A 21,157-nucleotide genomic window follows, 5' to 3' on the forward strand; every position below is an offset into this window, starting at 1 on the left:
GCCGACATGACCCGCTTCTCAGCGATGCTGGACGCCTGCGTGCTCGTCCCAGTGACGCTTGCTGACACTCTCCTCAGGCTCGCCGAGGACGGCCTCTATCGCCCCTTGTGGAGCACTCGGATCATCGCCGAGACAGTCCACGCGATCGAACAGGTTCATCCCCAGCTGCCCATCGACGCCATCCAACGCCGAGCCGCAGCTATGGACGCCGCCTTCAGTGATGCCTCAGTGACCGGCTGGGAGGCGCTGGAACCAGCCATCAGTCTGCCCGATCCGGACGACCGTCACGTCGTGGCAGCCGCCATCATGGGCCGTGCCGACGTCATCGTCACCAAGAACATCAAGGACTACCCACCAGACACTCTCGAACCATGCCACATCGAGGTTCAGAGTCCCGACGTCTTTCTCCTCCACCAACTCGACCTGGCTCCCTCCACCGTCATGTCCGCACTGCAGCGACAGGCGCGCTCCTCGCACAGACCGCAACTCACCCTCGAGACCCTGCTCGACCACCTCGCCCTCTGTGGCGCCCCAGCCTTCGTGCGCGCCGCGAAGGCACAAAGATGGCGGCTCTCTGCGGACGACTGATGGCTCTTCCGCTTTGAGGGTCAGGCCTCCGGCGTGGATAAGCGAGTTGGCCATGTAGTGGGTGAGGTTGCGGAAGCCTTGGGCGATGCCGCATAGGTGGTCCAGGCGTCCATTAATGGCTTCGGCGGGTCCGTTGGAGGAACCGGGGTGGTCGAAGTAGACCAAGATGTCAGCCCGCCGCCGGTTCAGGGGCCGTCCGAGCCTGGCGATCTCGTCCACGCCCGCCGGGACGTCGGTGCCCGCCCACGCCGCCCTGTGATGGCCTACTGGACGCGGTGGCGGGCTTCGTCGAGGGCCTGGCCTGCCAGGGACACCACGTGGAAGGGGTCCATGACCGCCCTGGCCGCCGGGAGCTGCTCGGCGGTGGCGGTCTTGTAGCTGGTGAAGCCGTCCATCGCCACACAGTCGGCGCAGAACAAACGCTGGTCAACAGGCCTGATGACAAGACGGGCCTCGACGACCAGCTCGCCTACATCAATGAGGCGTTGGCCTGTGGTGCGGAGACCCAGGGCCCCAGACCGAGTAGGGAATCGGGATCGATCGGCGCGAAGCGCACCCCGGCCAGGGCGCGCGCGGTACCTTCAACATGCGTCAGGGTCCTCCGGCAGACGATGGATAGCTCAACAACACCCATAGCCCACACCAGGACCCCTACGCCCCACCGCCCTCGTACGCTCACAACCTCGCACCCAGCACCCCACCCACACCCCTAAACACGAAGAGCCACTTAAGCATCGCCAATCTGCTTACGGAGCGCCTCAGTCATAGTATACAAACGCCGCATCAGGTCATCGTAAGTGATGATGTCCATGATGCCACTGCCGCCTCTTCGAGTGAACTCGAAGTCAAATCTCTGCTCGTCGGTCAGATTGTCATCACGGCCGGCCAGTATGTACGCCTTCGGATTGACGATCTTAACCCGAGGAGCATTCGCAAGCTCTTTATCGAGCCGCTTTTGAATTGCCTCCTCAGTACTGACTCCACCACAGTTAAGATAGAACAAGTACTTCTCACACTGGACAACAGCGCCTGCTAATTCTCGTTTAGGTATGTAGTTATCGCGATAGCGGCCCCGAGACACGAGACAATCGGAAAAGGGCTTTTTAATCTCGAGGATATCAATGGTTCCAGCTGAATCAACGAGCACCATATCCACCTCTCTACGCACCTCCTTGCCGGGACGCGAGAATCTCTCCTTAATCTTCACTCCTTCCAGTACACACACATACCGAGGAAACATTAAACAGAAGAGCCGGGCCACCTCAACCTGCCAGTCGCGCTCGGAGTAGCTCTCGACATCCGCAAGCATCTCCTCAAAGCGTTCGCGGACGAACGTGAACTTCTCGAGCTCCATCTCATTGACGATCATCGAGGTTCGCCTCGCGGGATAGCGAGTAGATTTTTTGGCATTCAGGTGCCGCTGGAGCTTCCGCTCCGCCTCGCCAGCACTCTCATAGTACTCCTGCACAATACGACCCACTCGAGCATCAACGTACAGCCTGCATTCAGTTGACGTGGGAAATCTTTTAAGAAGCATCCAAAACTCCTCCTCAGGAATGGCATCTGAACGTCCCCCTCCAATCACGATCTGACGGCATGCAACGCGTTCAATTCTTCTGAATACGGAAATATTGCGCTCGGCGACAAATATCCCCTGAGACAGATCGATCGATTGTGCAATGAGAGCATCGTGATTGATCCCAAGAACATCTGCACGGATTCTCCAGTATTCACCGTCTACCACACCAATACGAAAGTCTCTAAAGTCATCAGAGTCTTCATCATCGCTTTCACCGTTTACACTGTGGACATTCTCGATGAGATCATCTCGATTGAGCGAGAAAACTCTCTTAAAACCAACTTGTCCATCGCGCTTCAGGCGTTCATCAACCCATCCGGCCGGCTGCAACTCGGAGAAATAGCGCAAAACCAGTTCGTTTCCTGACTCAACGAAGATGATCACGATGCCTCCAGATTGAACAGACGGAACGGCCAGGTACAATTAGAGATGTGGGCAATCAGTTCTCCGTTGATCAGGTACTCGCATGCCGTGCCGTTGAGGCGATCAAACAATTCCAGCAGAGCTGCCCGGGGTGGCGGAGACTGGCAAAGAATGAAACGATAACATCGAATGATGTCGTTTCCGCCGTCGCAATTGCAGCAAGCCTTCGTGCCGTCGGCGAAGTCAACAAGGGAAGCACTGCGGTGGCACTCAGTTATATTCAGCACTCGTGCCATCCACTCGGGCGCGCGAATGACGGAAGTTAGAAAATCATAGCTTTGGAGAAATTCGACATGCCCCCTGCGCGCAGACGCGGCCGGATCCGACGTCGACGGGACGGGTGGAGCAGGGGAGACCGCGGTCATACCGACACTCTAGTTGTTTTCTCAATGCCACTGTGATCGGTTCCCAGTCTCTCGGTAACCGTACTGCAATTGAGACCTGCTGCACCAGGGTCACGACCGACCTGAGCACCGCGACCACCGCGCTGTGCAACGCCGCCACATGACGCCGAGCACCAACCCAGATATCACCTAGACGCAATATCACTCCTGGGATATATTATGGACGTGCGGTGGACAGTCGAGCTCTCTGACGAGGTCTTGGCCTGGTATCAGGGGCTGAGCCCCGAGGGCAAGGCGGCGGTTGGTCGCGTGCTCTCCCGTCTGGAGGAGTCAGGCCACATGCTTGGGATGCCGTTGTCGAGGCAGCTCGGTGGTGGCCTGCGTGAGCTGCGATTCACGTGCGAGGGCGTGGCGCGGCGGATCACCTACGTGCTCGACCCCGAGCGCCACGCCGTCACGCTGACAACGTTCCGTAAGCAGCGTCGCAACGAACGGGCGCAGATCCTGCGGGCCCGCCGGGCTCAGGCGGCTCACGAAGCCGATCGAGCCACCGCCGAGGAAGCCAGAAGGAAGGAGAAGCGATCATGAAGACCACGCCGTTCAGGCAGGCTGAGGCCGAGGCCCTGGCCTCCATGACCCCAGACGAGCGAGCCCGCTTCAACGCCGCCGAGGCGGAGGAGGAGACAAGGCTCCAGCTTGCCGAGCTCGTCTACACGGCTCGCACACGGGCCGGACTGACCCAGACCGAGCTGGCCGAACGCATGGGCACCAAGCAATCAGTCATCTCTGCCGTTGAGAACGGAGGACAGATCCCCTCAGTGTCGACCCTCCGGCGTATCGCCCACGCACTGGACCTGAACCTCACCATCGACATGGCCGCCGCAAGCTGACCACATACACGCCCCACCACGGAGGACGAGACTTGCTCCGTAACTGGCTCCTCCGGTCTGAGGGTATGGGCGTAGTGGTGGGCGCGCGGGGGTAGGACGGGCGCCGAGGCTTTCACAGATCCAGGAGCAGTCCGAGCACCTCACGAATCTCGCTGAGGAGAACTGGTCCTACGACTCCTCGGTTCCCAGAAAGCCGCGCGACGGAGACAGACCGCACATGCTGACACTGCGCTGCTGAGGGGGCTGTGAGCTGGTTCTGTCCATCGGGTTCGATGTAGACCTCCGCCCCGCTGGGCCGGATGGTCCGGGTCAGCGGGACCACGTGCACTACGTTGGGATCGCCTTGCAAGATGCCGTCTGCGGTGACGACGACGCCGGGGCGGCGAGGACCCGCTTCACTCCCGATGGGTGTGCCAAGGTCGACCTCGACGATGTCACCCGAGCTCAGCATTGAGCCAAGCCTTCTCATCCGGGTCCAGGTCGGCGTTCAGATCGCGGCCTATCGACAGCTGGCGCAAGGCGCGCAGGGCGCGATCCACGGTCTGGTCAACGCTTTCGTCGTGCTGCTTGGCTAGCCGCGTGATGCGGCGGTGCGTCTGCCGGCTCACGCGAATGGTGGTGGTCTCGCTCATGCGTTCAAATGTAGACGGTGTAGATGAATCCGTCTACAGGCGAGGTGCTCGCCTGATCTCTTCCGGCCTCTCCTGGGCGAGCAAAGACGTATATCCACCACCCAGGGGCACTCTGGCTGTCACACCCCTGCGATAACCTCAGCCACAAGGCGCTTCGCCGACGACGCCACTGCCCGCTCACAACCCGCACGACTCGACATGCCGCTCCTGCTGCCCTCGCTCCAGGCCGAACGCATCCGGCGCTCGGTCGTCGACTACCTGTCGACGACCTTCGCGCTGACGGATGCCGAGCCCCGGCGCGCCCTGGCCGAGTTCCTGGAGGACGGGCAGCAGGGCGTCTTCACCGGCCCCTTCGCCCGCCTGCGCCTGCCGTATGTGCCCGCGAGCGCCCGCTCCGACGCCCTCGACTGGGACCCCGGGCTCAATCCCTACCGCCACCAGGAGGACGCCTACCGGCGCCTGACCACCAAGGGCGGCCACCGCCCCCAGCCCACCCTCATCACCACCGGCACCGGCTCGGGCAAGACCGAGGCCTTCCTCCACCCCGTGCTCGACCACGTCCTGCGGGCCCGCGCGGAAGGCGTCACCGGCCTCAAGGCCCTCATCCTCTACCCCATGAACGCCCTGGCCTCCGACCAGGCCGGCCGCCTCGCCCACCTGCTGACCTCCGACCCCGCCCTGGTCGGCATCCGGGCAGCCCTCTACACCGGCGACGCCTCGGCCACCCCCACCACGCACGTCGCCCCCACCTCCCTCATCACCGACCGCCACGCCATCCGCCACGACCCGCCGGACATCCTGCTCACCAACTACAAGATGCTCGACCAGCTCCTCCTGCGGCCCGAGGACCGCGAGCTGTGGCAGGCCTCCGCCGCCTCCCTCACCTACCTCGTCCTGGACGAGTTCCACACCTACGACGGCGCCCAGGGCACCGACGTCGCCATGCTCCTGCGCCGCCTCGGCCTGGCCCTGCGCGCCCATCTGCCCGCGGACGATCCCCGCCAGGAGGACTACACCCGCTCCCCGCTCGGCCCCTTCTGCCCCGTCGCCACCTCCGCCACCCTCGGCGACGGCGACCCCACCCGGATGCTCGGCTTCGCCCGCGACGTCTTCGGCACCGACCTGGCCGACGAGGCCGTCATCACCGAGACCCGCGCCAGCCTCGGCACCTGGGCGGAGCCCCACCAAGCAGCCACCGCAGCCCTTGGCCTGGCCGAGCACGCCCGCCGCCTCGCCGACCTGCCTGCCGAGGACTTGAGGCGCCTTGCCGACGTCGCCGAGCAGCCGGCCACCGAGCCCGAGCAACTTCTCAGCAGCGTCGCCTCTGTCCTCTACGACATCCCGGATGACCCGCGCGCAAGCCTCACCGCATCCGACCTCGCCCACGCCATCCAGGCCCACCCCGACGTCCTGGACCTCATCCGCGACGCGGAGCATGCCGCACCCCTGACCGAGCTCGCCGGCAGGCTCCTCACCCCCGCCCAGCTCACCGAGCCCGCTGTCAGCCGCCGAGCGCTGGCAGCCCTCCTCGCGGCGCTCTCCGCCATCCGGGCGGGTCTTGACGGCGGTCCCGACCGGGGCGCCGTCGGCGTCGAGGTCACCATGTGGGTCCGCGAGGTCACCCGCGTGGACCGCCTCCTCGACGCCCGCCCCGCCTTCCGCTGGGCGGACTCCCCCAGCCAGCAGGCCCAGGACGCCCCGGCGCGTCCCGCCCTGTACTGCCGCTCCTGCGGCCGCTCCGGCTGGGGCATCGTCCTGGCCCCCACCGGGCAGGGAGAGAAGGCCGACCAGAGCCATGCGCGCCGCGACCGGCTCGCCGGCGACACCCGCTTCCGGGCGCTGCTGGCCGCCCCCGGAGAGGAGGCCGACTACCGCAACCGCATCACTGCCGGCGACCCCAACCCGCAGGCCCACCACCCCGGCCTGCGCTGGTACTCGGTCACCGACCGCGAGCTGCTCACCCGCATGCCCGCGGAAGACTCCCTGGAGGCCCGTGAGGGTCACTACCTGCCCGTCCTCGTCCTCACCGGTGACGAGCGCACCATCGCCGAGGACACCACCCGGGACGTCTGCCCCTCCTGCGGGGCCAGGGACGCCATCCGCTTCCTCGGCTCGGCGGTCGCCACCCTGCTGTCCGTCAGCCTCACCACGCTCTTCGGCGACGACGCCCTCGACAATGCCGACAAGCGCGCCCTCATCTTCACCGACTCCGTCCAGGATGCCGCCCACCGGGCCGGCTTCGTCGACCAGCGCTCCCACACCATGAGCCTGCGCTCCGCCCTGCGCGGTGCTCTCACCACGGAGACAGACCTGCCCTCCTGGGCCGACGCCGCACTGGAGGCGGCCAGCCCCAGCGCCTTCGACCGCTACCGCCTGGTCCCCGCCGCCCTGTCCGACCACCAGCAATTCACGCCCTACTGGGCCCCCAAGGCCACGGCCAGCAAGCGCCGCACCGCCGCCGGCTATGTGCGCCGTCGGCTCCTGTTCGACATGGCCCTGGAGGTGGGCCTCCAGTCCACCTACGGGCGCACCCTGGAGGCCACCGGCTCCCTCACCGTCCATGTGGACGTCGGCTCTCCCGCCGACCTCGCCCGGATCGCCCGGGCGGCCCTCGGGGAGGACGGCGCGCCCGCCGCCCTGCCCGGCCTGGAGGCCGCCACCGAGACTGCACTGCTCACCTGGGTGCGCGGCACCGTCGAGCGCATGCGCCGTGAGGGCGCCATCGACCACGAGTGGCTGGAGCGCTACAAGAAGGAGGACGGCAGGCGCCTGTGGATCTGGTTCAAGCGCAGCCGCAAAGAGGGACAGCCAGCCTTCCCCGCCGGACGCTCCGCACCCTCCTTCCCGCAGGTCGGCGGGCGCATCGACACCCGCCACTCGGCCTTTACGCAGGTCTCCTCCACCCAGTCCTGGTACGCCACCTGGACCCGCAAGTGCCTGGGCGTCACCCCCACGCACGCCGCCCGCCTTGCCTCCTCGCTGCTCGCGCACCTCGCCCAGGCCGGAGTCCTGTCCACCACCCGCACCGTCTCCGGCGGCACCGTCTACGGCATCCCCGCCGAGAGGGTGCTCGTCACCCCATGGTCGGCCGACGACGGCGAGGACCTCCTCCTGGTGTGCGACACCTGCCGCAGCCAGCTTCCCGCCGCAGCGGCCACCACCAGCCAGCTGGACAGCGCCCCCTGCCTGGTCGCCCGCTGCCCCGGGCACCTGAGGGCCACCCACCACCCCGGGGACAGCTTCTACCGCGCCATGTACGCCGCCGCGCATGTGCGGCGGGTCGACGCCCGCGAGCACACCTCACTGCTGGAGGCCACCGAGCGCGCCGCCGTCGAGGCCGGCTTCAAGCGCCCCGTCCAGCAGCCCGGCGACCCCAATGTCCTCGTGGCCACCCCCACCCTGGAGATGGGCATCGACATCGGTGACCTGTCCACGGTCATGCTCGGCTCCCTGCCGGAGACGGTCGCCTCCTACGTGCAGCGGGTCGGGCGCGCCGGTCGCCGCAGCGGCTCGGCCCTCGCGCTGGCCTATGTGCCCGGGCGCGTAGGCCAGATCCGGCTCCTGGAGGATCCCGCCCGGCTGCTCGACGGCGCCGTCGCCCCACCGGCCACCTACCTGGGTGCCGAGGAGATCCTGCGCCGCCAGTTCCTCGCCTACGTCATCGACACCCTCACCCGCGAGAGTCACCCGGCCGTCCCCGGAGGAGGCCGCGGCCGGGGCACGGCCCGCACGGCCTTCGATATGCGCGGCCAGGGCACCCTCATCGCCGCCATCACCGAGCGGATCGCTCGCGACGGCGCCCTGCTGGCGGCGGCCTTCACCGCCACCTTCGCCAACCGCACCCCGGCGCTGGGCCGCCTGACCTCCTGGGCCAGTAACGACGGCGGGGCCGGGCCTCGCGCCATGCTTGAGCGGGCGGCCACCGAGCACCGCGCCGAGGTGGAGCAGCTGCGTCACCAGGACCAGCAGATCGAGGCGGCCCTGCCCGAGCTCATCGCCGCCACCGAGCGGCCCAATCCCACCGAGGAGGACCACCGGGCCCGGCGTGCCGCCGAGGGCGCCCGCAAGGCCATCGCCGCCAGGCTCATCGACGTGGAGCAAGAGTTCTGGGTCGCCGCCCTGGAGAGGCACGGCGTTCTGCCCAACTACGCCCTCATCGATGACGCGGTCCGCCTGTCCGCCCGCGTGTCCTGGCGAGACCCGGAGAAAGATGAGTTCAACACCGAGCCCCACGACATCGACCGGGCCTCGGCCCATGCCCTGCACGAGCTCGCCCCCGGGACGGTCTTCTACACCCGCGGCATGGAGATGAGCATCGACGGCGTCGACTCCTCGGGCCTGGCCGAGCAGGCGCAGTGGTGGCTGACCTGCTCCTCCTGCGGCTACGTCAAGATCCACGATCCGCAGGAGCACCCGCCGGCCGCCCCAGGGCAGTGCCCGCGCTGCGGGGACACGGCCATCGCCGACGTCGGCCGGGCGCGGCGCGTCCTGCGCCTGACCCGGGTCTTCGCCGACGTCGCCAAGGACGACGCCCGCATCGGTGACAGCCGGGACGAGCGGGCGGCGATGCGCTTCGAGGTTCATCCCCTGGCCGACCTCGACCCCTCACGCACCGAGCGTCAGTGGAGCGTGGATGCCACCGGATTCGGGATCAACCGGTTCCGGAGCCTGCCCCTGCGCTGGCTCAACACCGGTCGGGCCCTGCCGGGGCAGTCGGTGGACCAGGTCGGCGGCACGCCGGTGCGCGCCCGCGGCTTCCGCCTGTGCGAGGCCTGCGGGAAGCTCGACACGAGCACCGGGGCCTCCTCACCGCGTGAGCACCGCGCCTGGTGCGAGCACCGCAGCGATCCGCGCGAGCACGTCATCCAGGTGGACCTCATGCGCGACCTGACCACCGAGGCCATCGCCCTCGTCCTGCCCCAGGGCTTCGCCTCCGACCAGCCGGGCGTCGCCTCCCTGGCAAGCGCGCTGATGCTCGGACTGGAGATCACCACCGGCGGCGCCCCCGACCACCTGGGCATCCTCAGCGCCCCCTACCCCGTGCTCCGGGGCGCCCCCGGCGAGACCCGCCCCGCCCTCCTGCTCCATGACACCGTTCCCGGAGGCACCGGCTACCTCACCGACCTCGGGGAGCCCGCCGCGGCGTGGGGCCTGCTCGTGCGCACCGCCCAGCGCCTGGAGACCTGCCCGTGCGCCGCCCAGGGCAAGGACCTGTGCCACAACTGCCTCCAGCCGCACGCGGCAGGAACAGCGGGTACGACGGGCACAGCGAGCTCGGCCGGCACGGCGTCGGGAGAGGTCTCGCGCGCCTCGGCTCTGCACGCCCTGCGTCAGCTCCTCGGCCTGGAGGCGGGCGAGCCGGCCACCGACCTCGACCCGGCCGAGCCCCGATGGCGGGTCACCGACGAGCCCGTGCGGGCCGGCTACGGCGAGAGCCCCCTGGAGGTGCGCTTCCGCAGCGAGCTCAAGGACAGACTGTCAGCGGATATGGCCGTGCGGGTGAGCGGCGACCCCTCCGGCGCACCGGCCCTCGACCTGGACGGCGGGCGCTGGCGGGTGCGGCCCCAGGTGGACGCCCTGGGACGGACCCGGCCCGACTTCACCGCCCTGCACGCCAGCGGGCGCGCCCCCATCGCCATCTACACCGACGGGCTGAGCTACCACGCGAGCCGCGAGCACAACCGTCTGGCCGACGACGCCACCAAGCGCGCCGCGCTGCGCGCCCACGGCTACCGCGTCATCGCCGTGGCCAAGGACGACCTCGATGGCCCGTGGAACCCGAGGTGGCTCGACGACAACGCCGCAGCGGCCCTGAAGAACGGCAGCCTGGGCGCCGCCCGCGCCAGCGCCATCACCGACGAGGCGATCGAGGTCTGGCGCGGCGGCCCCATGACGCTCCTGGCGGCCATGCTGCGTGACGACGCCACCGGCGCCAACGCCCAGGCCGTCGCCCTGTCCGCCCTCGCCGACTCCCTGTGGGGGCCGCTCATCCTCGGCGCCGCCGGGCACACCGCCTTCTTCGGAGGCGCCACCCTGCGCTACACCGCTGCCGCGCGCCCCGAGGCGAATCCGCTCTGGGAGGCAGTCCACGCCCTCCTCCCCGACGAGAACCTGCCCGATCCGATCGCCCCGACCACGGCAGCCTCAGGGGCGATCTTCAGCGGACCGCACTTGGCCCTGGCGATCCAGACCAGCGACTCAGCCACCACCGGGATCGCCCTGGTCATCGACGACTCGAATGAGGCGCTGGCCTCGCCCGAGCACCGGGACGCCTGGCTGACATGGCTGCGGTTGAGCAACGTCCTTCCCCTGGCGGGCGCCTCTGTGACGATCACGACGACGAGCCTGGCGCTGGAGGAGCTGCGGGCGCGCGCCGAGGCCAGCGGCTCCGACTCGGGCTCAGACCAGGCCGCCATGGCGGCTCTCGGCTGGGACAGGGTCGACCGGGAGCTGGCCGATCCTCAGGTTCTCGCGCTCCTGCCTCACCTGGCGGCCGCCGGGGTGCGCTTCGAACGGGAGGGCCAGGAGGAGGCCGACGGCGTCATGACGGACCTGTCCTGGCCCGCCCAGCGAGTCGCCGTCGTCGTCGAGCCGGAGGATGAGGCGGTAGAGGCCCTCGAGGCCGCCGGCTGGCGTGTCACAGCCGTGGGGGATGATGGTGCCGTCACCGCCGCCGAGATCCGCTCGCTCCTGGAAGGACGCTGATATGCCGACCATCGTATGGCCCAGCAGTAGGCCCAAGGACGCCATCAGCCGGGATCCATCGCTGCGCGCCAAGATCGGCCCCTTCATCACCAAGCTCTCCGGCGGGGCCACCAGCGTGGGTCTGCACGTGGAGCCCATCCGGGGATCCGTCGATCGCCGGGTGCGCACCGCCCGGGTCACCGACTTCTACCGGGCTGTGCTCTTCGAGCTCGACGGAGGCGGCCAGCGCGTCTACGTCGTCTACGGCATCTGGCCGCATGACGAGGCCATCGCGGTCGCCAGAACCGTGACGGTCGGCATCAACCCGTACAACGGCGCCGCTCAGGTGACCGATGTCCGCGACGGCGTCGGCCAGGATGGTCAGGCGGTTGAGGAGGCACGGCGAGACGCCCGCCAGCGGCTGGCCGATGCGCGCAGGGAGGCCGAGGAGATCGCGCGCGAGGCCGCGCGCATCGAGGCTGACAACGCCGAGGCGCGCCGCCGCATGGAGGAGGCCGGCGCGCCCGCCCCAGCAGGGCGAGTGGCAGGGGCGGAGGCGACTCCCGGCGTCGTCGTGGCGACGCGTGACAACCCTCCAGCGTGGCCCGACGGCCTGACGGTGGAGTCGCTGCGCGATGAGCTGGGCATTGATGTCCGCTTGGCGGCTGCGGCGCTCGCCGCGACCCGCGAGTCAGAGCTGCTGGACCTGGCCGCTACCGCCGAGCCCTCCTGGCAGGGTGAGGCGCTGCTGGCGCTGGCCACTGGCTCGGACATTGAGGATGTCCGCGAGAACTTCGAGCTCCGGCATCCGCGGGACGTCACCACCGAGCAGCCCACGGACGAGGAGGTCATCGCCGGGCTGCGCACTCGGGCGGCTCGCTCCGCCTTCACCTGGTTGGAGACCGATGAGGATCTGCGCCGCGCCATCGAAGGGCTGACCTTCGCGCAGTGGCAGCTCTTCCTCCACCCGCAGCAGCGGTTCCTGGTTGAACGTCGCTGGAACGGTCCCATGAGGATCTCCGGCGGGGCGGGGACGGGCAAGACCGTGGTGACCGTGCACCGGGCCGCCGACCTGGCCAGGCGGCATGCTGAGGCGGCTGAGAGCCAGCTCCATGGGTTGGGCTCGGAGAGTGCCCCGCGGATCCTGCTGACGACCTTCACGCGCAACCTCGCCGACGACCTGCGGCGGCAGGTGGCGCAACTGGCCCCAGGGGTGACGTTCGCGGAGAAGGTTGGCGAGCCGGGCCTGCTTGTCTCCGGTCTGGACAAGGTGGCCCGTGCCATCCTCCAGCGCGCCGGGGAGGACATCGCGCCGGTCGCTGAGCGTGTGCTGGGGCGGCGTCGCACCAGGGTCCTGACCTATGCCAGGAACGATCTGTGGCAGGACGTGCTCGCGCTCGCCGGGGACAAGCTGCCCCCTGATCTGCAGTCGGCGGATTTCCTGGCCTCGGAGTACGAGCTGGTGGTGCTGCCGCAGCATGTGACGACCCTCCAGCAATATGTGCGAGTGCGTCGGCCTGGCCGGGGGGTGTCCCTGGATCGTCGCAAGCGGGCCGCCGTCTGGTCCGCCATGGAGCGGTACCGGGACCGCTGCACAGAGTTGGACGCCACCTCCTTCGCCGAGCAGCTCGCCCTGGCAGCTGCTTGGCTTGATGACGAGGCCGGCCGGGGAAGCGCCCGGCCCTACCAGCACGTTCTGGTCGATGAGGCGCAGGATCTCACTCCCTCTCACCTGCTGCTGCTGCGCGCACTGGTTGAGCCGGGGCCGGATGATCTCTTCCTCGCCGAGGACTCTCATCAGCGCATCTACGGCAAGAAGATCGTGCTCAACCATTACGGGATCAATATCCGAGGGCGGTCGCGGCGGCTCACCCGCAACTACCGCACGACGCGCCAGAACCTCGCCCTGGCCTTCGGGATCCTTGACCAGGGGGTCTATGAGGACATGGAGGGTCAGGCGGAGGAGCACCGGTATCTCTCACCGAGGTCGGGGCCGGAGCCTGTCCTGCTGCACGCCGACTCCAAGGCGGAGGAGCTGGATGCTGCGGCGCAGTTGCTGCGCCGATGGCTGGAGGATGACTTCGAGCACCAGGGCGCGGAACCGGGCGCCGCGGGCGCGGAGAGCCTGGCGATCCTGGTGCGCGACCGCTACCAGCGGGACGCCGTCGTCACCGGGCTGGCCGAGCGCGGCATCGAGGTCCGGCCGGTGGACCGGGAGGCGGTGGGGCGTGGCAGGCCCGTGGTCATGACCATGCACCGCGCCAAGGGGCTGGAGTTCCGCAAGGTGCTGCTCTTCGACGTCTCCAAGGCCTCGATCCCGCGCGCATTGCGGGATCAGCAGTACTCGGATGCCGACCGCGCTGACGCCCTCCTGCGCGAGCGCTCCCTGCTGTACGTCGCCGCGACCCGCGCCCGCGACCACCTGGCCGTCTCCTGGACCGGGGAGCCGAGCCCCTTGCTGGAGGGGATCGTGGACCTCGGGTAGCCCGGACCATCATCATGATCCGCGCACGACGACCGTCACCCGGGTCCCGTGCTGTCCTCGCCCGCCGGCACGATCATGCATCTGCAGCATCCCCGAGGACCAGACCGCTGGAGGCCGTGTTACAGGAGTTGGTCGTGGCTTCCGGTGCGGGCCAGGACGAGGGTGCCATCGCTCTCGATGGTGTAGAGGAGGAGCCAGTCGGCTGCGATGTGCAATTCACGGTAGGCGGAGAGGTTGCCCGTGAGTTGGTGGTCCCGATGCTGTCTGAGCCAGTCGGCACGGCGGTCCGCGACTGCTTGGATCGCGGTCTTGAGCGCCTCCATGTCGTAGTGCTTGCGCTTGAGCCGTTTCACGTCGCGCAGGAAGGCCGGCCGGTAGGCGATCTCGCGCTCAGGCACGGTCAATGAGGTCCATCAACTCGTCGACGTCTCGGACCTTGACAGCGGACTCGGCCTCAGCCTCGCGGATCGCGTCGACGTAAGGGGTGAGACTGGGTTGGAAGGGCAGCCTCTGGTCGTGGACGATCTGGTTGAGGAACATGTTGATCGCGGTGGGCATGTCGATGCCCATCCTGTCCAGGGTCCTTGTGGCCCGCTCCTTGAGCTGGCGGTTGGTGCGCACCTGGATGCGAGTATCGAGTTCCATCACCCTACCCTCCGCTTGTGGGGCTATCGTACTCTCATTGTACTCACTGAAGAGAGGAGCGCAACGAGCCGCCACTCACGTGGAGCGCCCACGATGCCAGTCCTGGTAGGAGGCCGAAGGGCGGCTAGTCCTTGCTTGGCGAGAAGGGGACGGGGGACCCCGCTCTGCGAAGCCTCGGCTGGCGACGTTCCGCATAACATGGCCCGTCGTATCCTCGGCATCTCAGATCATCCCGCCTCACTCGCTCCTCAACGCCTCGCGTCCCATGCCCAAGCGAGTACGGAGACACCCGGGTCCCGCATGGAGGGAGATCCAGGCCACCACAACTGCGGTCCAGGCCCACTGACCCTTGGACCAGAAGGCGGTCAGGCCCGCTCCCCAGCACCGGCACGGCTGTGTCCTGACAACAACCCTGGCGAACACCCCCGGAGCCGGCACGACGGGCGCGGCAGGCCTGCCCACCGTCCGCCTCTGCTGTCATGGCAAGGAAAGGACCGGCCCTGGACTCCCACCGGCGTGGGCGGCGGAACCGGTCGTATTGCACTGATCCTACCCGCTCGACTTAGCGGTTGGACAGTGCGACGAGCCCCATCTTGGCTGCCCGCGCGCCACGGGCCAACGCCATCGGGCTCCGCACCTGTGCCCGCACAAACAGGCCATACACCGACACCCACCCGAGCCAATGCGATCCCATCGGGCCGGGCCAACTAACGGCGACAACAGCTGCACCAATAATAGGCGGGGCACTTGGGTTGGAAACCGCACACCACGCTCCTTCATTTGTTGGGAATCCAACATACACACTAAACACACCCGTCAAACGTCACAATACGAGACAGCCACTCTCCTGCACTAATGCGAATCAGATCAGTCTCGCGAGTCATTCTCTTTGACCTGAAGGCTCTCAGCGATGTCACATAGAGCCTGACGTAAGGACACCCCTTCTTTCTCTCGCCTATCGGCGATAAGTCGATTCGGATCAATCCACCATGAGTTGGACCACGCATTCCGGAGTCGGTTCACCTTCCACTGCCAGAAATTCGGCCGGCAATCAGAGGCTTCCGACGCGGGCGAATCGACAATAACGGCCTCTGCGGGGACAATAAGATTCACAATGGCATCGAGATCCTCAGAACTCACCTCAAGACTTGGCGATTCGCATTCGTATTCAATGATCTCCCGAAGTGTTGATTGCGCCCGAGAATGAAGAGAAATATCGACAAAAACCTCCAGGGAGTTCAATCCCAGACACCGTGACACCCACCTCCTTTTAGCGCACTTTGGTAAACGACCTAGGCAATAGCCAAACAGAGGAGCTATCCAGTGAAGACAGACCGCCCATCCGATTGTCGCCCTAAAAAAGTCTCCCCATGTAGGAAATCGGCAAAGAACTTCGAGTGCCCCGACAGACACCGCCCCAATGAGCGCTACGACAACACCCATGAGAAACAGCAGAGGAAGCCAGACGTCAATCACTCCCTCATTGCGGTGCATGATCACGCCGGGAATTTCGGTTACTGACATCAATGCGAAACAAAGACCAATGACTCCGATCACCATCGCGACAATGATCGTAATTTGTAACACTTGCTGCGTACGGACATCAACGAAGAGCCTCCACGTCGCTAGTATCGCCGGTCCAACGAGGACGTAGCGCACAAAGAGAAGTGATAGAGCGCACCATTTGCGGCGACCGAGTTCGCGAGCGTTAGGCAACTTTTGTCGTTTTCTCTCAGTAACCCACCACACAGTCAAGTAGGTGAAATTTGACAAACTTCTAGCATAACCAATCAAACCACCACCCTTGGAGGGTGAGGTCATCAATGATAGCACTAGAATGCAAAATGAAAATGCAGCCAACAAGGTCGCGATTACCATCTCGTCAGCGTGACCTAAAAGTTTCTCGACAATCAAACTGAACCAATACAGACATGCGATCGCGCCTGACGCGAAACCAATAATTGTTACCATGAACTTAATACCGGTATCACGAAGTTCAGCCTGCATAAGCTCCTTTACCCAAGCTCGGTGAACGGATGCATCCTCTGGGCGTGGACGGCGGCGCCAGGAGACGAACGCCAACGAAAGGGCGAGCATAGCAACAGTATTTTCTGCCACCCAGAGTTTTTCTCGAAGCCACTCGCTACTGAGATAGTCAGCCGCGCCCACAAAAGCGCTCCAAATTGCACTGATATCTTGCGTTGACGATTGTGTCGGGAACGACCTATACGCGGCAGCTGGGATAAGCAATAAAAAGACAAAGGATACACAACCGATCAGCACTGTAATTATCTTTGTTGCAATCACTCCGATGCTAGCCGACTCCAGAATGTCAGCACCCAGAATTGAAGGATTCTGCGCTCCTCGATCACCAGGTTGCATGGACGGTGGTACATTCTCAGAGAGTCGAAACGGGAGAGGATCCTGCGGCTCCTCACTTATCGACTGCGCTTCATTGCTCAGTTGTTGGGATCTTCTTAACAGACGATTCATGATGGTTCTCATGGCATTCATGGTAACAGGAGAGGCAAGACAAGTCATGTGTCAAAAACTAGCCGATCGGTGCAATTAACTCTACAAAGACGCGGAATCATACCTAGGATGACTTCGCCGCCTCGTTCACAGTTACGAGAGCGGACCTCGATATCAGAACATCGATGGCGGGCACAACGCCTCGTCTTCACCTAACGATCCGGGATTGCTATCACCGGTCGTCACGCAAAGTCGATCACTCACTAATAGAATCTAAATACACTAGGCGGGGAAAGCCTAGATAAGGTATTGAAACGCAAACTCCCTGATGGAGATAAGGCGGTTTATTCAGGTCAACAATACAACCAAAGCGCCAGTTATCTCAAACACGTCTCCGCTCACTCGGTTCTCATCACCAAGATCATCTCCGCCACCCTGGTCATCCTCCGCCTCAACAACGCATCCTGGTGAGAACGACTCATGTGTTGTTCTTGTTGGCCGGGGAAGAAGAAGGAGGCGAGCGTGGCGTCCAAGCCGGGAGGCCGGCACGTCAAGGTCAAGAAGGACAAAGTCACGGCCCGGCAGGGGAGCGAACTACTGAACTCTCTCGCTCGCCTGGTCCGGGCCGTAGGTGTCCTTGTTGACGCCCTCGGCCGGTGGTTCTAGCTGAATCATCAGCCTCGGGGAGCCATCCGGGTGACGCCGAATGGCTCCCCACCGGTATGCGTTCCGGCCACGCGGCTCGTCAACGAGCCGACGAGACTCATCGTGGATGCCCGCGAAGTCCGCGGTTCGTGACAGGCATGGGAAGTGCTCTGCCGGGCACCCCCGGGGTCGTGCCCTCCACCCGCTAGCAGGCCGCGCCCTGCCCCCAGACAGCCCGCCGCCTTGCCGGTTTGTCCACCGTGAACAACTTTAACCGCCTCCACGCTCTATCAGTCACTGGAAAACCGCTCTGACCTACATGTTTACAAACGCGGCAGGCGGCGGCAAGGCTTAAAGTTGTTCACCGTGGACAACCTGCACCGCCAGGAGACCCCAGCGGGCATCGCCAGCGGCGGTCGGGTGAGCGGTCAGGCCAGGCGTCGCACATTCATCTACCAGGCCCACAGCAAGAATCGTTGGAATCCCAACGATCTGTCTCCGCACGCACCTCCGCCGACAGGGATGAATGTGCGTGGGCGTCGCTCATGCACATTCATCCTTGCGCGGCGCCGGAGGCGCAGACGACGAATCCGCAGAATCACGCGGATCTCCCGGCCAGCACTCAGGCCCAGGCCACGAATGAATGTGTAACCCCAGCCCCGGTAGGTCATGCCAGCCCGAGGTCCGCCTTGACCTCGCACCAAGGAACGGTGCTCTGCTCGGCGACCTCCACTCGAGCGGCCTGGGCCGCCGCGATATCCGCCAGATCCTCCGCCTCGGCCAGGCGACCATGCGCGACGGTGGTGCTCATGCCGATCATGCTGCAGAGCATGACCGACAACCGCGGAGATGTACATCCTTCGCCGAGGTACCCGAGCCATCCTCACGCCTGCGGCACACTTGCCCCGTGCCCATCCCGCCCCCGGGCCTCCTGCCCGGCCCACCGCAGGCGCCCACCCGCGACCTCACCGCGCTGCTGGAGTCCATCGGCGCGCGCGACGGCAGGCTGGTCCACCTCGAGCGCACGCCGGCCCGCCAGGCCCGCCACGGCGACTGGCCCGACTGGGCCACCCCCTCCCTGATCACCGCCTACCAGGCCATCGGCATCACCCGCCCCTGGACCCACCAGGCCCAGGCCGCCGAGGCCCTCCACCGCGGCCACCACACCGTCATCGCCACCGGCACCGGCTCGGGCAAGTCCCTGGCCGCCTGGCTGCCCGCCCTGTCCGGCATTCTCGCCGCCCAGGCGCCCCCAGCCCCCGCCACCTCTGGCTCATCCACCACCGGCCCCTCCACCGGCCACCGCATCTCCGCCCACGGACGTCGCCCCACCACCCTCTACCTCTCCCCCACCAAGGCCCTGGCCGCCGACCAGGCCGCCGCCCTGGACCGTCTCATCGCGGCCCTGGATACCACCCCGGCCGCCCTGTCTACCCCGGCCCCCGGCGCGCCCGAGGCCGGCTCCACCACCGTTCCCACCACCGGCCGGCCCGACCCCACCCAACCCACGATCCGCACCGGCACCTGCGACGGGGATACGCCCTTGGCCGAGCGCGATTGGGTGCGCGCCCATGCCGATGTCGTGCTGACCAACCCCGACTTCCTCCACTTCTCCCTCCTGCCCGGCCATGAGCGCTGGACCCGGTTCCTGCGCTCCCTGCGCTACATCGTCATCGACGAGTGCCACGCCTACCGGGGGATCCTCGGCGCCCATGTGGCCCTGGTCCTGCGCCGCCTGCTGCGCCTGGTCCACCGCCTGCGCCCCGACGCCCCCGCCCCCACGGTCCTGTGCGCCTCGGCCACCACCGCCGAGCCCGCCCTGACAGCTGCCCGCCTCATCGGCGTTGCCCCGCAGGAGGTCGTCGCCATCACCGACGACGGCGCCCCCGCCGGGGAGCGCACCCTGGCCCTGTGGCAGCCTGCCCTGCGCGACCCCTGGGCACTGCCCCTCCCGGCCCCCGCCGCGGCCTCCACCGATCCCACCGCCGACCATGCCCCTCCCGCTGACACCGGCGACCCCGACGCCGACCCCGCTGCCCGCCGCTCGGCCCTGGTCGAGGCCTCCGAGCTACTGGTGGACCTCATGAGCGCGGGCGCCCGCGCCCTGGTCTTCGTGCGCTCGCGCCGCAGCGCCGAGATCGTCGCCGAGCACGCCCGCCGCACCCTGGGTCTGTCCCTGCCCGAGCTCGCCGACGCCGTGGCCGCCTACCGGGGCGGCTACCTGCCCGAGGAGCGGCGCGCCCTGGAGACGGACCTGCGCTCGGGCCGTCTGCGGGCCCTGGCCACCACCAGCGCCCTGGAACTGGGCATCGACGTCACCGGCCTGGACGCCGTCCTCATCGCCGGCTGGCCGGGCACCCGCGTCTCCCTGGGCCAGCAGGCCGGGCGCGCGGGTCGGGCGGGCAGCCGCGGCCTGGCCGTCCTCATCGCCAGCGACAACCCCCTGGACGCCTACCTCGTCCACCATCCCGAGGCGGTCTTCGCCGCCCCGGAGGCCACGGTCTTCGACCCGGCCAACCCCTATGTCCTGGCCCCGCACCTGTGCGCGGCCGCCTCTGAGTCCCCGCTGAGGCAGGAGGACCTGGCGCGCTTCGGCCTGGAGGACGACTCCCTCCTGGTCGAGCTGGCCTCCCGCGGGGCTCTGCGCCGCCGCCCGGCCGGCTGGTTCTGGAACGCGAGCCTGCCGGGCCGCGCCCAGGACCTGACCTCCCTGCGCGGGGACGGGCCGCCGCCGGTGCCCGTGGTCGATGCGGCCACCGGCGAGGTCATCGGCACCGTGGACGGGGCGGCCGCCGATTCCACGGTGCACGACGGCGCCGTCTACGTCCACCAGGGGCGCACCTATGTCGTCGAGGAGCTGACGGCCGACGCCGCACTGGTGCACCAGCGCTCGGCAGTCGGCTACCGCACGCGGGCCCGCTCGCGATCCACCGTGCGCATCCTGGCCGAGCGGGAGCGCCAGGTCTGGGAACTCCCGACCGATTCTCCCGCCACGGCCCCAGCCACCGCCCCCGCTGCCTCCGCCCCCTCCACGGTGCCCGCTGCATCCGCCGGCTCCGCCACCCCCGCCGTTCCCTCCACGGCGCCCGCCACCTCCGCCGGCTCCCCCGTCGCGCCGCCGCCCGGAGCCTCAACCGGCGGAGCCCCACCCGGCCCAGCCGTCGCTCCCGCCCCAGCCACGCCCGACACCCCGCCGGCCTCCGTCACCTGGTCCTTCGGCTCGGTGGAGGTCACCAGCCAGGTCACCGGCTACGTCACGCTGGCCACTCCCGGGATGGAGGTGGTCTCCCAGCACTCCCTGGAGATGGAGGAGCACACCCTGCCCACCGCGGCCGTGTGGTGGACGATCCCCCTCGACGCCTGCCGGGCCGCGGGGATCGGCCCCGACTCCCTGCCCGGGGCGCTGCACGCCGCCGAGCACGCCTCCATCAGCCTGCTGCCCCTGCTGGCCACCTGCGACCGCTGGGACATCGGCGGGCTGTCCACCGACCTGCACCCCCAGACCATGGCGCCCACGGTGTTCGTCCACGACGGCCATGCCGGTGGCGCGGGCTTCGCCGAGCGGGGCTTCCGGGCGGGCCGCCAGTGGCTGGAGGCGACGCTGGCCGTCATCGAGGACTGCCCCTGCGCCACCGGCTGCCCCTCCTGCGTGCAGTCCCCCAAATGCGGCAACAACAATGAGCCCCTGGACAAGGCCGGCGCCATCGCCCTGCTGCGCATGATCCTGAGCACCACTTGCCCTGCCGTTGCGTCAGGCCGCTAGGCTCTTC

Annotated in this window: 14 protein-coding genes and 1 pseudogene; 6 read left to right on the forward strand and 9 right to left on the reverse strand. The window is 67.2% G+C overall.

Annotated features, from left to right (window positions below):
- Nucleotides 1-6: 6 nt before the first annotated feature.
- Nucleotides 7-588 carry a PIN domain-containing protein gene (locus tag EL266_RS01600; protein WP_126412049.1) on the forward strand — a complete coding sequence of 194 codons (582 nt, stop codon included), beginning with the start codon at nucleotides 7-9 and terminating at the stop codon, nucleotides 586-588.
- A gap of 24 nt (nucleotides 589-612) precedes the next feature.
- Here EL266_RS01600 and EL266_RS13560 read toward each other — a convergent pair.
- The 3 genes and pseudogenes from EL266_RS13560 to EL266_RS01615 form a co-directional block, all read right to left on the reverse strand.
- A pseudogene (locus EL266_RS13560) lies at nucleotides 613-995 on the reverse strand (transposase); the annotation flags it as partial.
- A 320-nt stretch (nucleotides 996-1,315) separates the two neighbouring features.
- Nucleotides 1,316-2,551, reverse strand: coding sequence for a Shedu immune nuclease family protein (locus EL266_RS01610; RefSeq protein WP_034514923.1), 1,236 nt, complete (start codon nucleotides 2,549-2,551; stop codon nucleotides 1,316-1,318).
- Nucleotides 2,548-2,955: a hypothetical protein gene (locus EL266_RS01615; protein WP_126412051.1), complete on the reverse strand. Its 408-nt coding sequence runs from the start codon at nucleotides 2,953-2,955 to the stop codon at nucleotides 2,548-2,550. The genes EL266_RS01610 and EL266_RS01615 overlap by 4 nt, the downstream gene beginning before the upstream one ends.
- A 198-nt stretch (nucleotides 2,956-3,153) precedes the next feature.
- Here EL266_RS01615 and EL266_RS01620 point away from each other — a divergent pair, with 198 nt between their 5' ends.
- Nucleotides 3,154-3,522, forward strand: coding sequence for a type II toxin-antitoxin system RelE/ParE family toxin (locus EL266_RS01620; protein ID WP_026427043.1), 369 nt, complete (start codon nucleotides 3,154-3,156; stop codon nucleotides 3,520-3,522).
- A complete protein-coding gene (locus EL266_RS01625; RefSeq protein WP_026427044.1) occupies nucleotides 3,519-3,824 on the forward strand; it encodes a helix-turn-helix domain-containing protein in 306 nt (101 codons plus the stop codon). The genes EL266_RS01620 and EL266_RS01625 overlap by 4 nt, the downstream gene beginning before the upstream one ends.
- 112 nt (nucleotides 3,825-3,936) lie before the next feature.
- Here EL266_RS01625 and EL266_RS01630 read toward each other — a convergent pair whose 3' ends face one another.
- Both EL266_RS01630 and EL266_RS01635 read right to left on the reverse strand, forming a co-directional pair.
- Nucleotides 3,937-4,293 carry a type II toxin-antitoxin system PemK/MazF family toxin gene (locus EL266_RS01630; protein ID WP_331852933.1) on the reverse strand — a complete coding sequence of 119 codons (357 nt, stop codon included), beginning with the start codon at nucleotides 4,291-4,293 and terminating at the stop codon, nucleotides 3,937-3,939.
- Nucleotides 4,259-4,456, reverse strand: a complete 198-nt coding sequence (locus EL266_RS01635) for a hypothetical protein (RefSeq protein ID WP_026427045.1) — start codon at nucleotides 4,454-4,456, stop codon at nucleotides 4,259-4,261. Before EL266_RS01635 ends, EL266_RS01630 begins: the two co-directional genes overlap by 35 nt.
- 198 nt (nucleotides 4,457-4,654) lie before the next feature.
- Between EL266_RS01635 and EL266_RS13835 the strand changes: the two genes are divergently transcribed.
- Nucleotides 4,655-11,161, forward strand: coding sequence for a DEAD/DEAH box helicase (locus EL266_RS13835; protein ID WP_026427046.1), 6,507 nt, complete (start codon nucleotides 4,655-4,657; stop codon nucleotides 11,159-11,161).
- Between the two features lies 1 nt (nucleotide 11,162).
- Nucleotides 11,163-13,625: a UvrD-helicase domain-containing protein gene (locus EL266_RS01645; protein WP_026427047.1), complete on the forward strand. Its 2,463-nt coding sequence runs from the start codon at nucleotides 11,163-11,165 to the stop codon at nucleotides 13,623-13,625.
- 119 nt (nucleotides 13,626-13,744) lie between these two features.
- On the opposite strand, the gene EL266_RS01650 is transcribed toward EL266_RS01645, so the two are convergent.
- The 4 genes from EL266_RS01650 to EL266_RS13355 form a co-directional block, all read right to left on the reverse strand.
- Nucleotides 13,745-14,023 (reverse strand): type II toxin-antitoxin system RelE/ParE family toxin, encoded by a 279-nt coding sequence (locus EL266_RS01650; protein ID WP_026427048.1) that lies wholly within the window; start codon nucleotides 14,021-14,023, stop codon nucleotides 13,745-13,747.
- A complete protein-coding gene (locus EL266_RS01655; protein WP_034514925.1) occupies nucleotides 14,016-14,270 on the reverse strand; it encodes a type II toxin-antitoxin system RelB/DinJ family antitoxin in 255 nt (84 codons plus the stop codon). The genes EL266_RS01650 and EL266_RS01655 overlap by 8 nt, the downstream gene beginning before the upstream one ends.
- Before the next feature lie 867 nt (nucleotides 14,271-15,137).
- A complete protein-coding gene (locus tag EL266_RS01660) occupies nucleotides 15,138-16,775 on the reverse strand; it encodes a hypothetical protein (protein ID WP_126412053.1) in 1,638 nt (545 codons plus the stop codon).
- A gap of 1,279 nt (nucleotides 16,776-18,054) precedes the next feature.
- Nucleotides 18,055-18,198 (reverse strand): hypothetical protein, encoded by a 144-nt coding sequence (locus tag EL266_RS13355; protein WP_169719950.1) that lies wholly within the window; start codon nucleotides 18,196-18,198, stop codon nucleotides 18,055-18,057.
- A 96-nt stretch (nucleotides 18,199-18,294) separates the two neighbouring features.
- Here EL266_RS13355 and EL266_RS01670 point away from each other — a divergent pair, with 96 nt between their 5' ends.
- Complete coding sequence (locus EL266_RS01670; protein WP_232012079.1) at nucleotides 18,295-21,150, forward strand: DEAD/DEAH box helicase; 2,856 nt, start codon at nucleotides 18,295-18,297, stop codon at nucleotides 21,148-21,150.
- Nucleotides 21,151-21,157 lie beyond the last annotated feature (7 nt).

The sequence above is a fragment of the Actinomyces slackii genome (assembly GCF_900637295.1).
In the GTDB taxonomy this organism is placed as follows: domain Bacteria; phylum Actinomycetota; class Actinomycetes; order Actinomycetales; family Actinomycetaceae; genus Actinomyces; species Actinomyces slackii.

What these genes read in the sequence shown, in the direction of transcription:
- EL266_RS01600 (WP_126412049.1), top strand. Translation starts at nt 7, where the DNA reads ATGACCCGCTTCTCAGCGATGCTGGACGCCTGCGTGCTCGTCCCAGTG.
- EL266_RS01625 (WP_026427044.1), top strand. Translation starts at nt 3,519, where the DNA reads ATGAAGACCACGCCGTTCAGGCAGGCTGAGGCCGAGGCCCTGGCCTCC.
- EL266_RS13835 (WP_026427046.1), top strand. Translation starts at nt 4,655, where the DNA reads ATGCCGCTCCTGCTGCCCTCGCTCCAGGCCGAACGCATCCGGCGCTCG.
- EL266_RS01630 (WP_331852933.1), bottom strand. Translation starts at nt 4,293, where the DNA reads ATGAGAAGGCTTGGCTCAATGCTGAGCTCGGGTGACATCGTCGAGGTC.
- EL266_RS01615 (WP_126412051.1), bottom strand. Translation starts at nt 2,955, where the DNA reads ATGACCGCGGTCTCCCCTGCTCCACCCGTCCCGTCGACGTCGGATCCG.
- EL266_RS01655 (WP_034514925.1), bottom strand. Translation starts at nt 14,270, where the DNA reads ATGGAACTCGATACTCGCATCCAGGTGCGCACCAACCGCCAGCTCAAG.
- EL266_RS01635 (WP_026427045.1), bottom strand. Translation starts at nt 4,456, where the DNA reads ATGAGCGAGACCACCACCATTCGCGTGAGCCGGCAGACGCACCGCCGC.
- EL266_RS01620 (WP_026427043.1), top strand. Translation starts at nt 3,154, where the DNA reads ATGGACGTGCGGTGGACAGTCGAGCTCTCTGACGAGGTCTTGGCCTGG.
- EL266_RS01645 (WP_026427047.1), top strand. Translation starts at nt 11,163, where the DNA reads ATGCCGACCATCGTATGGCCCAGCAGTAGGCCCAAGGACGCCATCAGC.
- EL266_RS13355 (WP_169719950.1), bottom strand. Translation starts at nt 18,198, where the DNA reads ATGAGCACCACCGTCGCGCATGGTCGCCTGGCCGAGGCGGAGGATCTG.
- EL266_RS01660 (WP_126412053.1), bottom strand. Translation starts at nt 16,775, where the DNA reads ATGAGAACCATCATGAATCGTCTGTTAAGAAGATCCCAACAACTGAGC.